The sequence below is a fragment of the Hyphomonas sp. genome, from assembly GCF_041689225.1.
GTDB lineage: Bacteria > Pseudomonadota > Alphaproteobacteria > Caulobacterales > Hyphomonadaceae > Hyphomonas.
The window spans coordinates 1-12,759 of sequence record NZ_JBDNGN010000132.1 but is presented as its reverse complement, the minus strand read 5'-3'; the positions used below and the strand labels follow the sequence as shown (position 1 = coordinate 12,759).

The window sequence follows — 12,759 nt, the reverse complement described above, 5'->3', positions numbered from 1 at the left end:
GCCAACATGGGCCGCAACAGCCCGGCGAAAATCAAGCGAATACGAAACTGCCATCGACAAATCCTCCTGCCGAATAGGAGAATCAGAGTTCGAAGCAAAAGGGAATCCCTCACGATTCCTTTTGTCGCGGATGTGCTTTAGTTGGGGCGGTCTGACCCCATGCCCCATTCAATGCCCATCGTCTTCTTCATCCAGGCGGAGAATGTTGCGGGCTTTTCGAGCGATTTGGGGTCAAGCGTCCCATAGGAAACGAGCGGACCGTCCTTGCCCTCGAGGCGGACGCCTTTCAGGCGCTGGTCATTCGTCGTCCAGCTGGAATATCCGACTCCGGAATCGATCAGCAACATGACCTGCTCGCCGCCGGAACCGTCTAGGTTGCGACCGAATACCAGTCCCTAAACGTTCTCGCGGCCCCAGAGGCCGTGGATGGCAGCCTGGCGTGAGCCGTCCAGCAGGACTTCGTCCCAGAGCAGGTTCCGGCGCCATTGCAGCACGTGCATGCGATCACCCGATACGATCTTGATGTCGACATGATGAAGTGACAGACGGACGATTTCTGCGTGCATAGTGACACTCCGTATTATCGAGAAACGAGATATTGCGACGCTCGCCAGGTCAAGACCAATGGCGGGTCAGAACGGACATGAGCTTTCAAACCGGAGGCGTTCATTGCTGGTGGGGTGGATCAGTTCGAGCCGTGTGGCGTGTAATTGCAGGCGGGTCTTGGCTGTCAGTGCGTGGGCGTGGGCATAGATGTCGTCGCCCAGGATCGGGTGGCCGATAGCCGCGAGATGCAGGCGCAGCTGGTGGGTGCGACCGGTCAGCGGGGTCAGCGCGAGCCGGACGCCATGGTCGTGCGTGCCAATGGCGTCGTATTCCGTCTGGCTTGGCTTTCCCGCGTCATGGTCGACTTTCTGGCGCGGACGGTTGGGCCAGTCCTGGCCGAGCGGCAGGTCGATCAGGCCGGCAACCGGAACGGGCGCACCCCAGACATCCGCGATGTAGGATTTGGCGATCACGCCTTTCTCGAACTGGATCGCCAAACGACGCTGGGCCTCTTTCGAACGCGCAAAGACCAGCAGGCCACTTGTCGACATGTCGAGCCGATGAACCGTCAGTGCCTCGGGATGGTCGGCCTGCACGCGCGAAATTGCGCAGTCGGCCTTTTCCGGTCCCCGTCCGGGCACGGACAGCAGTTCGGCCGGCTTGTCGATGACGATCAGGTCGGGATCGATATGGGTGTAGCTGACCTTGCCTTGCGGCGGTGCGTAGACGCTCACGCGCCCAGTCCCGGCAGGCTGAGCCGGAATACCGTGCCCTCTGGACCGGTGCTGGCGAGCACCAAGTCGCCGCCCATGCCCTGCGCGAGTTCGCGGGCAATCACGAGGCCGAGGCCGGTGCCGCTATTGCGCGAACTTCCGGCAAAGGGTTTGAACAGGTTCTGCCGGGCCGAGCCCGGCAGTCCGGGGCCCGTATCGGCCAGGTCGAGGCCCCGAGGCGTCAGGGTTGCGATAATCCGTGAGCCGCCTTCGGCCTGCGGTGCCATGGCCTCGGCGGCGTTGCGTATGAGATTGCTCGCGATCCGGTGAAGGTGATCCGGGTCGGCGTTCACTTTCAGGTGGGATGGAACCTTGTTGTCCCAGCCAACTCCTGGATGTGTCGCCAGCGCCTCGGCGGCGGATTCGTCGAGCACGGCTTGGAGCGAGACCGGCTCCAGTCGGGCGACCTGCGGCGTCGCTTTGCCATAGTCGAGTGTTTGCGTGGCGAGGCTGATCGCCCGCTCCAGCGCGCGCTCGAGGCGCGGCGCGGCCTTCTGGACGCGTGGGTCTTCCGAGCGTGCAAGGACATCGGAGACGAGCTGGGCCGAGGCGAGCGAATTGCGCAAGTCATGGTTGATCTTGGCAACGGCCGTACCGAGTTCGGCAAGGTGGGCGCGGTTGCGGAAACTCGTTGCGACGGTCTCTTCCATGTCGGCGAGGGCGTTCTGGGCTCGGCCGATCTCGTCACGCCGGCTTGTCGGCGGCAGGCGCCGTGTCCAGGCGCCCGGATCGTCGCGGAATTGTTCCGCGCTCAGCGTGACGCGCCGCATTGGCCGCACGACGAGGAAGTGCAGCATAACATAGATGATGGTGGCGGCGACAAAGGCGATCAGCAGCGAGAGTGCTGCTATCCGGCGGGCATAGGCGAGCATGGCGGTCTTGAGGGGCGCCTGCGGCACGACGATTTCCATGACACGGCCCGGCGCCGACCCGTCGGCGCGGATCACTAGGATGCGGTCGTCAGGCGCAAAGAATGCGCCCATTGCGGCAAACGAGCGGCTGACCATGGTCGATCCGCGCAGGTCGAGCTCGTGCATCTGGCCGTTGATCGCCTGCTGTGCCGGCAGGAGCTGGACGCGCATGTCGTCCTCGATTTCCGTCACGGCGAGCACTTCGGCGCTCATCAGGAGTTCGTCGGAGAGATCGTCGGACACGCTGCGCGAGGGTGCTGCATCCAGCGCCAGGGCTGCTGTCCGGGCCGCCTGAACGCGTTCCTGGAGCCAGGCATTGCGAAAGCCCGATGCGCTGGGCACGAAGATCAGGCCTTCAACCAGCAGGATCGAGACGATGGTCAGCGCGAACAGGCGAAAGGACAGGCTCTCGAACCAGCGCGAGAGCGCGGGTGCGGGCAGGTCGCGTGCAAGGGCGGTCTGGGTCTCGTCGCTCACCCGAGCTGAACTAGCTTACGGGATGCGCTGGAGCAAGCCGACAAGACGCCGGGCTGACTTGCCGGTGAGGGCTTCGGTGAAGTGGGCCGAGGCCGCGCGCTTCACGATTTCCGCCCGCGTCGGATAGGGCGAGATAAAATTGGTCAGGTCTTTCACCTTGAGCCCGTTCGACATGGCAACGCTGACGAGCTGCAGGATGTCACCGGCCCCTTCGCCCACAATGGAGGCTCCGAGGATCGCGCCCTTGCGGATGACAAGCTTGGCTTCGCCGAGGGTCTTGCCCTCGGCAATCGCGCGGTCGTTCTCGTGGAACGGGAAGCAGGAGGTTGCGACATCGTCGCCATGTTTTTCGCGCGCCTCGGCTTCGGTCAGGCCGACCTGGGCCACTTCCGGCGACGTGTAGGTCACGGCCGGAATCGGCAGGCTGTCGGCCTCGGTGCCCTGCTTGAAGAAGGCGCGGCGGGCAAAGACCGAGGCATGCCAACCGGCGACATGGGTGAATTGTTCACGGCCAGCGGCATCGCCGAGGGCCCAGACGCGCGAATTGCTGCGCGAGCGCAGATTGTTGCCGACGACAACGCCCTTGCGGTCGAATTCGACCTTGCCGGCTTCGAGGTCCAGCCCGTCCAGCATGGCGCGACGGCCAACGGCGACGAGCAGGTGGCTGCCTTCGATCACCTTGGTGTCGCCTTTGTGTTCGGCGTGAACCTTGATGCGTCCGCCGTCGGACGAGACGCGCACGGCCTTGTGGCCTTCGAGAAGGGTCACGCCCTCGTCACGCAGGGCGCCAATCGCCACGGCGGCATGGGCCGGATCGGACTTGCCGAGGGCGCGGCCCATTTCGATGACGGTGGTTTTCGCGCCGAGCCGGGTAAAGGCCTGCGCCATTTCCATGCCGATGGGGCCGCCGCCAAGGATGACCAGATGCTCGGGAAAGTCGGGCATCGAGAAAAGGGTTTCATTGGTGAGGTAGGGGGCGTCCGCCAAACCTTCGATGGGCGGGATGAAGGCCGTCGAGCCGGTGGCGACGACAATGCGCCGGGCCCGTGTGCGGGTCGTGGCGGAGATGATCGTATCTGGATCGGCGAAGCTGGCCGCTTCGCGGATGACCGTGACGCCGAGGCCCTCGAACCGTTCCTGGCTGTCGACCGGCGCGATCGTATCAATCGCGTGGCGGACATGCGCCTTGACGCCGGTCCAGTCAGTCGTCGGAGCTGCGACGTTCACGCCAAACTTGCCGGCATCGCGGGCCGATTGCGCAGCCTTCGCGGCACTGAGCAGGGCCTTTGACGGCACGCAGCCATAATTGAGGCAATCGCCGCCCATTTCGTGCTTTTCGTAGAGCACGACCTTCAGGCCGAACATGGCCGCGCCTGCTGCGGCGGACAGGCCGCCGGAACCCGCGCCGATGACGACGAGGTCTGCCTTGTAGTCCGTGATGGGGAGTTTCCTATCGGGCATCAGCTCGCACCTTCCAGCTTGGCAGCTTTTTTCGAGAAGAGTTTCTTGTACGCGACGGGGAGAAGCGACACCACGCCGAGTGCGGCGAAGGCCGGCACCATGTTTTTCGCGATACTGGCGATATTCGGATCCTCGCCTGCGGCAAAGGTCGCGCCGAGGCCCGCGCCGATCCAAGTATAGGCGAGCACGCCGGGAATAATTCCGAGCGCCGTGGTGATCGCATAGTCGCGATACTTCGCTCCAAGGATGGCCGGCGCAATATTGGCGACCGGGAACGGGACGATCGGCAGGAACCGGAGAGCGAACATGTAGGAGAAAGCATCCTCCTGGAAGCTGCGTTCCATTTTCTTGACAAAGGGCCCGGCCCGCTCATGCAGCGCTGTACCCAGTGATGTCCGTGCGGCGAAGAAAAGGAGGCTGGCGCCGAGGGTCGCACCGATGATCGTGGCAGGCGTGCCGCCGATCAGGCCGAACAGGAAGCCGCCGGCAATCGTGATCCAGAGCGCGCCGGGCACCATGAACAGGGTCGCGGCGGCATAGATGAGGATATAGGCGGCGACGGCCAGGACGAGGTGTTCGCTGACGAAACCGCGCAAGGCGTCCTGCTGGGTCCGGAGTGTCTCGAGCGAGAGATAGTCGAACAGGCCAAAGGCCCATGCGGCGAAAATTCCGCCGGCGATGACGTAGAGCGGCCAGAGGCGGATCGCGAGCGGGGTCGGCTTGGGCGCCGGGGCGTCATTCGGTGTCATTGAGGGACCAGTCATAGTCATAGGAGCGGATCTTCGGATTGGCCCGGATCTGCTTGGCGAGGCCAGTATCGGCGTATTTCAGAAAATGGTCGATGACGGCTTGTTTCGAACCGCCGAAATCGGCGGCAAACCAGTCATAGATGGATGAGAGTACAAGGCCCCTGTCGGTCACGCTCACGCCGCGTGAATTGTTGACATAGGCGCGGGCGGCGGCGTCGAGATCGGCATCCAGCGTCGCAGGCTCCCAGGCCTTGGCCATCAGGTTCGGGCAGCTGAACGCGGCGCAATTGATGGCATAATGCACGCGCGGATCACGGAATTTCGGCCGCAGGATCTTGTGTTCGATATCGTCGAGCGAGACGTTCCGGCCGCCGACCGCAACCATGATCTTTTTCCACGGGCCGCCGAAGAAGTAGCCATCCTTGATCGAGCCAATCGGGTATTTTTCCACAATGTAGCGAACCGTCACGGCATTGTAGAGATTGGCCCACGCGGCGAATGCGGCGTCATTCGTGCCGGAGAGATCCATGTCGGCGAACCTGGCAATATAGGCATCGAGCGCGGCGCGATCGGCGCCATTGGCTTTCAGGGCACCATAGTCGACCCGGTGAACGCCATCGTCTGATGTGTGGACGTATTTCGCCAGAAGGCGTGTCCATTGGGCGTGCTGGGCCTTGGCCATGCTTGCGTCTTCCGTGATGCCAGACGCTACATCCCTTGCCTGCGCTGGCAGGGCAAGCGGCATCGCCATCAGCGCGGCGGCAAGCACGACTCTGGAAAGCGGCATGGATGCGGGTCCTCGGTTGAAGACCGATACATATCCCGTCAGCGCGATTTATGCCCGTAACGCTTGTGGCAGGGGCGATCAAAGGCCCGTGATCGGCGGCGTGAACCTAGATGCCATCGAGCCGGCAGTCGCGCGCCTCCAGCACGTCGCGCATTTCATGGAAGGCGCGCGGTGTGCGGATCAGCGGGATGCGCGGGTGCAGGTGGTGAACGATATGATACTGCATGCCCATCGACGCGATATTCCCGAACGCGGCCCGGAATCCGCGTGTATTGCGATACCGGCCTGTTTCATTGGCGGGATGGTGTGGCGCCCAGCTGAGATAATAGACGATATAGGTCTGCCCGATATGCCGGGGCAGCCACCAGAGCAGCGCCGCCTCAATGGCGAAACCGCTCCAGGCCAGGACGAACAGGATAACGTAGAAGACGAGCGTCGAGAGGACGGCTTCGAGCATCACGTCCTCGCGACCGATGCGTTGCAAGGCCGCTGCATAGGCATTCGGCCCGCCTTCCGAGCCGGGTTGGCGCTTCTGGAAACTGTTCCAGATGGCCGCGACCGGACCGGAGGCATGGGTGCCATAGTCAGGGTCGAGGTCCGGGTCGTTGGTGTGCTTGTGGTGCTCGAGGTGGGTCAGGCGGGCGACGCGATAGGGCAGGACGAGCGGGATGGTCGAGACATGGCCGACCAGTTCGTTCAGCCAGCGCAGCTTGTCGCCGGGCCGTGCAATAATGTCGTGCTGCGCCTCGTGAGAGGGCAGGTAGCAGAGCATCACATTCAGGGTGGCAATCGGAAAAGCGATCCAGACAGACAGCGTGCTGGTGAGGACCAGAGGCCAGAGTGAGAGCCAAACCGCGAGGTTCACGAACGCCCACGTCACCGACAGCCATGGGAACTTGCCAATATGGCGCCGGGCGATCTCGCGCTCGCGGCGCATCAGGTCGGGCTCGGATGAATCTTGCAGCGTGTCGGTCATATCCAGCGTCCCCGATATTGGGCGATGCCGCCCCAGACCGTCGCCAGAATGAGGCCTGCCATCAGCGGCGTCAGGCCGAAGGGCAGGTCAATCCCGGCGCGGGTGATGATCTGCATGGTCAGCGGCGCAATGAAACCGAACGCAAACACGACGGCGCCGTAATCGAAAATTGTCTTCAGGAAGAACCTCATCACGATCCTCTTATCGTTGCCTAAAAGTGACACAGGCGTCACCGTTTGTCGAGAAGATACGAATTGAGGACGCCCTTAATCGAAAAACGTTGACGCATGTGTCATTTTTATCCTGGGAGGCTTTTCATGACACAGGACTTGCCGGGCCTCAGCGCCGACGAAACCGACCGGGTTGCACGCCTCTTGGAGGAGGCCGCGACCCTGCCGCCAGCGGCCTACATTCTGGACGATATTTTCGAACGGGAAACCGAGCGGATGTTCCGCAAGAGCTGGTTGCCGCTTGCCCGTGTCGACCAGGTGGCGAAACCGGGAGACTTTCTCGCGATGGACCTGCTGGGCCGGCCGGTGATGATCGTGCACGGTCAGGACGGCGAGATCCGGGTCATGTCGCGCACCTGCCTGCACCGCGCGGCGCAAGTTGCCGAGGGCAATGGCAACCGGAAACTGTTCACCTGCCCCTATCACGCTTGGAGCTATGACACGGCGGGCCAACTCCTCCGGGCGCCCTTGTTGGAAGGCGCGGAGGACTTCTCGGAACCAGATTGCCGCCTGCCGCAGGTGCGGACCGAAATCTGGCAGGGATTCATTCTCGCCAATTTCGACCCAGACGCCGCGCCCTTCGCGCCGCAGGTCACGACCTTCGAGACCTATTTCGAAAAGTTCAGGCTCGTGGACATGGCAGTCGTGCGGACGCTTGCATATGCCAGCGACTGGAACTGGAAAGTCCTCGTCGAGAATTTCATGGAAGCCTACCAACACATCGGCGTCCACCAGGAAACCCTCGAGCACTCCTATCATGCGCGACTCCCGCGTGCCCGACAATGACGGGCCCTGGTCCATCCTTCACATGCCAGCCGCCCATGCCGAGCTGCCACCCGGCCTGCCGCCGGTTGAGGGACTGGAGGACTGGCAGTCGCGTGACCTTTTCGCCAGCGCGCTTTACCCGCATTTCCTGCTGGGTATTCAGGGCAGCGTCGTCACCTGGTACCAGGTGTTTCCGGAATCGGCCGGCAAGCTGAAGCTGAAAATCCACACCTGTGTCCCCCGCGCGTATACGGCGTTCGAGGGGTTCGATCAGATCGCAGACGAGATCAGCCACGTGGTCGACGCGATCCATCAGGAGGATATCGGTGCGACTGACACGGTCTGGAAAGGGCTGAATGCCCCGATGACGAGCCAGGGCCGCCTGTCGCCGCTGGAGAAAGCGATCTGGCAATACTATTTGGTGGCTGGAAAAGATGGCGACGGAAGACGGGGACTGACCGGCTGGTCCTATTTCCCGCCGCCGGTGGAATTCGCGTCGAGTCCCATCCAGTCCTGTGGCGGCAGGTTGTAGGCCATGTCCATGACTTCGAACTCGATGCCGACGGGCAGGCGCGAACTTGAATTCCAGAGGGCCACGACGCCGGTATCGCGCTCCGGGTCGAACAGGATCAGCGAACGATAGCCTTCGACGGCGCCGCGGTGGCCGACGACGCGGGTGCCAGCGTCGCCATATTTGTAGACGCGCCAGCCAAGGGCGTAGCGGGCGTCGCGCATATGGCCCTTGTAGCGGCGTGAGAGGCCGGACTGTTCGCGGCTCGTATAGATGCGCGGCGTCTGCATCATCTCCAGCGCGGTATCGCTGAGCACGTCGGGCACGAGCCCCATCTGCGCGCGGGCATAGAGCGCGAGGTCGCGGATCGACCCGTTGACGCCGCCGGCTGCTGGCACGCGATAATAATCGTCGTTGACGGTCTTCGGCTTGGGCGGGCCGGAATCTTTTTCACGCTTGGCGTAGGGCCGGGCCCAGGACGGGGAGGCTTCGAGGCCGACCCGGCCAATGCTGGCGGTGACCATTCCGAGCGGCTTGAAAAGGGAGGCGTCGATCGCGTCGGCGTATTTTGTCTGCGTCACCTGCTCGACGACTTCGGCCACCGTGTCGAAGGCGACATTCTGGTAGGAATGGCACTCGCCGATCGGGCAAATCACCTTCAGGCCGCGCAGGCTCTCGCGGATCTGGACCGGGTCGCGGCCATCCTCCAGCGTCGTGTCATAGGCGTTGGAGACGATGCCCAGCCGGTGGGAGAGGACGTCTTCCAGCGTTGCCCGCGTCTCGCCGCCGCCAGGCAGGCGCAGCGACGTCTTGAATTTCGCCACCGTGTCAGAAAGGTTGAGCCTTGCCTGTCCGGCCAGGATGGCAATCTGGCTGGCGGCGACGCCTTTTGACAGGGAGGCCCAGCGGAACACCGTTTCTTCCGTCACTGGCGCGCCGCCGATGGCCGTGTAGCCGTACCCCTTCGCAAAGCGGATTTCACCATCTTCGATCACCGCCACAGCCAGGCCGACCATGTCCTCTTCGGCGGCGAGCCGGGTCAGGCGCTGGTCGAGCCGGTCATAGTCGATGATTTGGGCAAATGCGGCTGGCAGCGCGAGCGCGGCGAGCAGCCAAAGCAGTGCAGGGCGCAGTAATCGCATGAATATCCTTCGAATCTGGCTGCCCGTCCCGGACGCAGATTGAGCAAGACTCTCCCGCCGTGTAAAGAGACAGCAGGCGGCGATGCGCGAGGCAGGACCTGTGCAGCGGAAAAATATGTGGTTTGGCCGGGCCAGACTGTGCTTGCCCGCCTTGACCTTGGTGCCTGTGGCCTGTATTGGCCCCTCTTTCCGAGACACATCAGCCTTAGAGCAGAACCATGAAACGTACATTCCAGCCGAGCAACCTGCGCCGCAAGCGTACCCATGGATTCCGCCTTCGCATGGCGACCAAGAATGGCCGCAAGGTTCTGGCACGCCGCCGGGCAAAAGGCCGCAAGGAACTGTCCGCTTAAGGCGAGACACGTTTCCCCCAGCCTGAAAGGCCGGGAGCTGCAGATGCCGCAAGACAATCAAGACAGCCCGATTGAGGTCGTTCGCCTGACGAAGCGGCCTCAATTCGTTTTTGCGCGCGGCGGCAAGGCCGAACGGCGAAAATGCCTTGTAGTTCAGGCGAGGCAGCGCATTGGCGATGCCCCCGGCAGCCTTATCGGCGAGGGCTTTACGGCCACCAAGAAGGTCGGCAATGCGGTCGTGCGCAACCGGGCCAAGCGCCGGTTGCGGGAAGCCGCCCGCCTGTTGCTGCCCCGGCTGGGGCACCCGGGAATAGACTATGTTTTCATCGCGCGGGACGCCACCGCTGACATTGCGTGGGCGCGTTTGCTTGACGATATGGAAAGCGCGCTGATAAGCCTCGCCGCTGATTGACCGTGCCACCTCGATTTGCGAGTTGGCGCCCAGAAACCTCCGGGACAAAATTCCATGGAAAAGCAAGACCAGCGCAATTTCCTGATCGCGATGGCGTTGATGGTCGCCTTCGTGTTCGGCTACCAGAAAGTCTTCATGGAGCCGGCGCAGAAGCGCTTTGAGGCCCAGCAGGCCGCGATCACCGCCGATGAGCAGACCGGGGTGAGCGTAAGCGAATTGAGCAATCTTCCGGCGATCGCAGCGACAAAGACAGTCGAGGAAGCGATTTCGGGGCCGGGCCGGGTCAAGTTCGATGGCGAATCCGTTGATGGATCGATCCGGCTTGCCGGGTCGCGGATCGACGATCTCAGCCTGCGAAAGCATTACCTGACCGTGGAGAAGAAACAGGAAATACGCCTGTTCCGCCCGGAAGCGAGTGAATACGGATATTTCGCGACCTATTACTGGGCGGACGGCACGTCGCTGGTCGCTGGCCGCAATTCGCCATGGGTTCAGGTCGGTCTGGGAAAGCTGACGACAATCTCGCCGATCAAGCTGCGCCTTGAAACGCCGGGCCTGACCATAGACCGGACAGTTTCGGTCGATGCGAATTACATGTTCTCATTCGAGGATACGCTGACCAATACCGGCGATGCCGAGCGCTCGGTTCGCGCGATTGGCTCGGTCGAGCGCCATGGCGACTACAAAGGCTTCCTTGAAGCGACGGATCCCGGCTCGGCAACCGCCAGCGGCCTGGCCCACATGGGCCTGATGGGCGTCGTGGACGGCGAGTTGCGGATGAAGAAATACAAGCCGCTCCTGGCCCTCAAGAATATTGACGGGGAAACGGACGAAGGCACGTTCCCGTCAACCGAAGGCGGCTGGTGGGGCCTGACGGACAAATACTGGCTGGGCGCGCTGGTGCCGCAGCAGGACCGACCGTTCAACGGAATCGTCAACAAGAAATCGATTGCCACTGATGGTCCGCTGGAAGTGCGCACCGAGAGCGAGGCCTTCACCCTTGCGCCGGGCGCGAGCCAGACCACCCGGAACAGCATCTTCGCCGGCGCCAAGCGTTTCGAAGTGCTGCAGGACTACCAGAACAAGGAAGGCATCCCGCGCATGGTCGATGCCATCGACTGGGGCTGGGCCTTCTTCCTGACCAAGCCCTTCTTCTATGTCCTCGAATACCTGGCCGGCGTGCTCGGCTCGTTCGGCTGGGCCATCCTCGCCTTCACGGTCCTGATCAAGCTGCCGCTCGTGCCGCTGTTCAACCAGAGCTACAAGTCGATGGCCAAGATGAAGAAGCTGCAGGAGCCGATGAAGGAGCTGAATGAGCGCTTTGCCGCCGATCCCCAGCGCAAGCAGCAGGAAATCATGAAGCTGTACAAGCAGGAAGGGGCAAACCCGGTTGGCGGCTGCGTCCCGATCCTGTTCACCATCCCGATCTTCTACGCGCTCTACAAGACGCTCTACGTGACGCTGGAAATGCGCCAGACGCCGTTCCTGTTCCTGAAGGACCTTTCGGCGCCGGACCCCACCGCGATCGGCAACCTGTTCGGCCTGCTGCCATGGGCAGCGTCCGACATCAAGGCGATCCCGGTGATCGGTGTCGTGATCGGTATCGGCATCCTGCCGCTGCTCTACGGCATCACGATGGCGGCCCTGCAGAGCCTCAGCCCGGCGCCGACGGATGCGACGCAGAAAATGGTGATCAGCGCCATGCCGATCGTGTTCACGTTCGTGTTCGGCGGCTTTGCGGCCGGTCTCGTGATGTACTGGGTGTGGAGCAACATCCTGTCCTTCGCGCAGCAATACTTCATCATGCGCCGCAACGGGGTCGATACCGAACTCGGCAAGACGATTTCGCGCCTGTTGGGGCGTGAAAAAGAACCGGCGGACTGATCCATGGACACGCGCCCGGCGCCCAGCGAAGACCAGATTGAAACCGGGCGGCTCTTGTTCGCCGGCCCGGTCGACTTCGTCATGGGCGTGGTCGATCTCAAGGGCCTGCCGCCTGCCGACCGGACCGAGGTCTGCTTTGCCGGGCGTTCGAATGTCGGCAAGTCGAGCCTGATAAATGCGCTGACCAACCGCAACAAGCTGGCACGGAGCTCGTCCGAGCCGGGCCGCACGCGCGAACTCAACTATTTCGATGTCGGCCCCGGCCAGCTCTTTCTCGTCGACCTGCCGGGCTTTGGCTATGCCAAGGTCAGCCGGACGCAGGCCGATGCCTGGATGAAGCTGACCCGGTCCTACCTGCGCGGACGCCCGTCCCTGCGCCGTGTCTTCCTGCTGGTCGATGCGCGGCGCGGCCTGATGGACACGGATGAAGAGGTCATGGCCATGCTCGACGGCTCGGCGGTTACCTACCAGATCCTGCTGACCAAGGTCGACAAGCTGGCCAAGGGCGAGGTCGACTCGCTGCAGGCCGATATCGAGACCAAGCTGAAAAAGCACGGCGCGGCGCACCCGCTGACCATCGTGACCTCGGCTGAAAAAGGCTGGGGCATGCCCGAACTGCGCGCCGAGATCGCCGCGCTGCTTTAGAGCGTTTCAGTTTTCGGCGGAAGCATAACCCGCTCCTGTGATATAGTTTTGGCATTCGGATGAGCTGATGGTCTTCACGATTTTTCCGGTTTCATGGATGACGTCTTCGATTGTGTGTTTCTGGGCCGTGCGCATGG

16 protein-coding genes are annotated in these 12,759 nt (G+C 62.7%); 6 read left to right on the top strand and 10 right to left on the bottom strand.

From position 1 onward, the window contains the following. Positions 1-137 precede the first annotated feature (137 nt). The 9 genes from ACESNB_RS13670 to ACESNB_RS13630 all read right to left on the bottom strand — a co-directional run bounded on the left by ACESNB_RS13670 (position 138) and on the right by ACESNB_RS13630 (position 6,871). Complete coding sequence (locus tag ACESNB_RS13670; protein WP_373008233.1) at positions 138-347, bottom strand: hypothetical protein; 210 nt, start codon at positions 345-347, stop codon at positions 138-140. 48 nt (positions 348-395) lie between these two features. Beyond that, positions 396-566 (bottom strand): hypothetical protein, encoded by a 171-nt coding sequence (locus ACESNB_RS13665; protein WP_373008231.1) that lies wholly within the window; start codon positions 564-566, stop codon positions 396-398. A 66-nt stretch (positions 567-632) separates the two neighbouring features. Beyond that, positions 633-1,280, bottom strand: a complete 648-nt coding sequence (locus tag ACESNB_RS13660) for a pseudouridine synthase (protein ID WP_373008229.1) — start codon at positions 1,278-1,280, stop codon at positions 633-635. Continuing rightward, positions 1,277-2,707 carry a sensor histidine kinase gene (locus tag ACESNB_RS13655; RefSeq protein WP_373008227.1) on the bottom strand — a complete coding sequence of 477 codons (1,431 nt, stop codon included), beginning with the start codon at positions 2,705-2,707 and terminating at the stop codon, positions 1,277-1,279. The genes ACESNB_RS13660 and ACESNB_RS13655 overlap by 4 nt, the downstream gene beginning before the upstream one ends. Before the next feature lie 15 nt (positions 2,708-2,722). Further along, positions 2,723-4,168, bottom strand: a complete 1,446-nt coding sequence (locus ACESNB_RS13650; RefSeq protein WP_373008225.1) for an NAD(P)/FAD-dependent oxidoreductase — start codon at positions 4,166-4,168, stop codon at positions 2,723-2,725. Beyond that, on the bottom strand, positions 4,168-4,917 hold the full coding sequence (locus ACESNB_RS13645) for a TVP38/TMEM64 family protein (RefSeq protein ID WP_373008223.1): 750 nt from the start codon (positions 4,915-4,917) through the stop codon (positions 4,168-4,170). Before ACESNB_RS13645 ends, ACESNB_RS13650 begins: the two co-directional genes overlap by 1 nt. Next, complete coding sequence (locus ACESNB_RS13640) at positions 4,904-5,704, bottom strand: DUF547 domain-containing protein (RefSeq protein WP_373008221.1); 801 nt, start codon at positions 5,702-5,704, stop codon at positions 4,904-4,906. The genes ACESNB_RS13645 and ACESNB_RS13640 overlap by 14 nt, the downstream gene beginning before the upstream one ends. Positions 5,705-5,810: 106 nt before the next feature. After that, positions 5,811-6,680 carry a fatty acid desaturase gene (locus ACESNB_RS13635; protein ID WP_373008219.1) on the bottom strand — a complete coding sequence of 290 codons (870 nt, stop codon included), beginning with the start codon at positions 6,678-6,680 and terminating at the stop codon, positions 5,811-5,813. Beyond that, on the bottom strand, positions 6,677-6,871 hold the full coding sequence (locus ACESNB_RS13630; protein WP_373008217.1) for a hypothetical protein: 195 nt from the start codon (positions 6,869-6,871) through the stop codon (positions 6,677-6,679). Before ACESNB_RS13630 ends, ACESNB_RS13635 begins: the two co-directional genes overlap by 4 nt. A 126-nt stretch (positions 6,872-6,997) precedes the next feature. Between ACESNB_RS13630 and ACESNB_RS13625 the strand changes: the two genes are divergently transcribed. After that, positions 6,998-7,696 (top strand): aromatic ring-hydroxylating dioxygenase subunit alpha, encoded by a 699-nt coding sequence (locus ACESNB_RS13625; RefSeq protein WP_373008215.1) that lies wholly within the window; start codon positions 6,998-7,000, stop codon positions 7,694-7,696. Then, positions 7,668-8,207 carry an SRPBCC family protein gene (locus tag ACESNB_RS13620; protein WP_373008213.1) on the top strand — a complete coding sequence of 180 codons (540 nt, stop codon included), beginning with the start codon at positions 7,668-7,670 and terminating at the stop codon, positions 8,205-8,207. The genes ACESNB_RS13625 and ACESNB_RS13620 overlap by 29 nt, the downstream gene beginning before the upstream one ends. Here ACESNB_RS13620 and ACESNB_RS13615 read toward each other — a convergent pair. Beyond that, the gene (locus ACESNB_RS13615) at positions 8,144-9,328 is read right to left on the bottom strand and encodes a serine hydrolase domain-containing protein (RefSeq protein WP_373008211.1); all 1,185 of its coding nucleotides are present in this window, start codon (positions 9,326-9,328) and stop codon (positions 8,144-8,146) included. The genes ACESNB_RS13620 and ACESNB_RS13615 overlap by 64 nt on opposite strands. Positions 9,329-9,546: 218 nt before the next feature. On the opposite strand from ACESNB_RS13615, the gene rpmH reads away from it, so the two are divergent. The 4 genes from rpmH to yihA are packed head-to-tail and all read left to right on the top strand — an operon-like array spanning position 9,547 to position 12,622. After that, positions 9,547-9,681, top strand: a complete 135-nt coding sequence (rpmH, locus tag ACESNB_RS13610; RefSeq protein ID WP_034738102.1) for a 50S ribosomal protein L34 — start codon at positions 9,547-9,549, stop codon at positions 9,679-9,681. 43 nt (positions 9,682-9,724) lie between these two features. Next, entirely contained in the window at positions 9,725-10,093 is a 369-nt protein-coding gene (gene rnpA, locus ACESNB_RS13605; protein WP_373008208.1) for a ribonuclease P protein component, read from the top strand. Between the two features lie 54 nt (positions 10,094-10,147). After that, positions 10,148-11,977, top strand: coding sequence for a membrane protein insertase YidC (gene yidC, locus ACESNB_RS13600; RefSeq protein ID WP_373008206.1), 1,830 nt, complete (start codon positions 10,148-10,150; stop codon positions 11,975-11,977). 3 nt (positions 11,978-11,980) lie between these two features. After that, positions 11,981-12,622: a ribosome biogenesis GTP-binding protein YihA/YsxC gene (gene yihA / locus ACESNB_RS13595; protein ID WP_373008204.1), complete on the top strand. Its 642-nt coding sequence runs from the start codon at positions 11,981-11,983 to the stop codon at positions 12,620-12,622. Positions 12,623-12,759: the final 137 nt, after the last annotated feature.

Coding starts and splice junctions, on each gene's coding strand:
- ACESNB_RS13635 (WP_373008219.1), bottom strand. CDS start 6,680: ATGACCGACACGCTGCAAGATTCATCCGAGCCCGACCTGATGCGCCGC.
- rpmH (WP_034738102.1), top strand. CDS start 9,547: ATGAAACGTACATTCCAGCCGAGCAACCTGCGCCGCAAGCGTACCCAT.
- ACESNB_RS13625 (WP_373008215.1), top strand. CDS start 6,998: ATGACACAGGACTTGCCGGGCCTCAGCGCCGACGAAACCGACCGGGTT.
- yihA (WP_373008204.1), top strand. CDS start 11,981: ATGGACACGCGCCCGGCGCCCAGCGAAGACCAGATTGAAACCGGGCGG.
- ACESNB_RS13640 (WP_373008221.1), bottom strand. CDS start 5,704: ATGCCGCTTTCCAGAGTCGTGCTTGCCGCCGCGCTGATGGCGATGCCG.
- ACESNB_RS13670 (WP_373008233.1), bottom strand. CDS start 347: ATGTTGCTGATCGATTCCGGAGTCGGATATTCCAGCTGGACGACGAAT.
- ACESNB_RS13620 (WP_373008213.1), top strand. CDS start 7,668: ATGCGCGACTCCCGCGTGCCCGACAATGACGGGCCCTGGTCCATCCTT.
- ACESNB_RS13630 (WP_373008217.1), bottom strand. CDS start 6,871: ATGAGGTTCTTCCTGAAGACAATTTTCGATTACGGCGCCGTCGTGTTT.
- ACESNB_RS13665 (WP_373008231.1), bottom strand. CDS start 566: ATGCACGCAGAAATCGTCCGTCTGTCACTTCATCATGTCGACATCAAG.
- ACESNB_RS13650 (WP_373008225.1), bottom strand. CDS start 4,168: ATGCCCGATAGGAAACTCCCCATCACGGACTACAAGGCAGACCTCGTC.
- ACESNB_RS13615 (WP_373008211.1), bottom strand. CDS start 9,328: ATGCGATTACTGCGCCCTGCACTGCTTTGGCTGCTCGCCGCGCTCGCG.
- yidC (WP_373008206.1), top strand. CDS start 10,148: ATGGAAAAGCAAGACCAGCGCAATTTCCTGATCGCGATGGCGTTGATG.
- rnpA (WP_373008208.1), top strand. CDS start 9,725: ATGCCGCAAGACAATCAAGACAGCCCGATTGAGGTCGTTCGCCTGACG.
- ACESNB_RS13645 (WP_373008223.1), bottom strand. CDS start 4,917: ATGACACCGAATGACGCCCCGGCGCCCAAGCCGACCCCGCTCGCGATC.